Here is a 400-nt window from a genome sequence, read left to right on the forward strand (position 1 = left end):
CTTCCCATCCGCAATTGTTACACTTGGCCCTTACTCTAACCCTGTCATATCCTTCACTTAGTAAGAGCGTGTCCACTGCTCAAAGTTCAAGAGCATTTCTCACCTCTTTTTCACCGTATGTTATAAGGCCCGTATCTTTGACTAGGTGCTTGAAAAACTGCTGAATGAGTTTCCTCTCTTTAACAGCCTCATGCTCTCTTAAAATGTCACTTGCCTTTTCAACAAGCTCTCTAAGACCATACTGACCATGATAGCTTATATCCACGACTCCAAGAATCCTTTTTCTGAGCTCATGATGCAAATACTCCCCTTCAACAAATTCCTCCTTTGTTGGTCCCGGACCACCAACAATAATACCCTTAAGCTCCCCCTTTTCCAGAAGAGGCAGAAAAACCTTGGT

General features: G+C 43.2%; 1 pseudogene. It reads right to left on the bottom strand.

The features are described from left to right. A pseudogene (locus E3E32_RS10030) lies at positions 1–400 on the bottom strand (peptide chain release factor 1); the annotation flags it as partial.

This window comes from Thermococcus sp. GR6 (assembly GCF_012027415.1).
In the GTDB taxonomy this organism is placed as follows: Archaea; Methanobacteriota_B; Thermococci; order Thermococcales; family Thermococcaceae; genus Thermococcus; species Thermococcus onnurineus.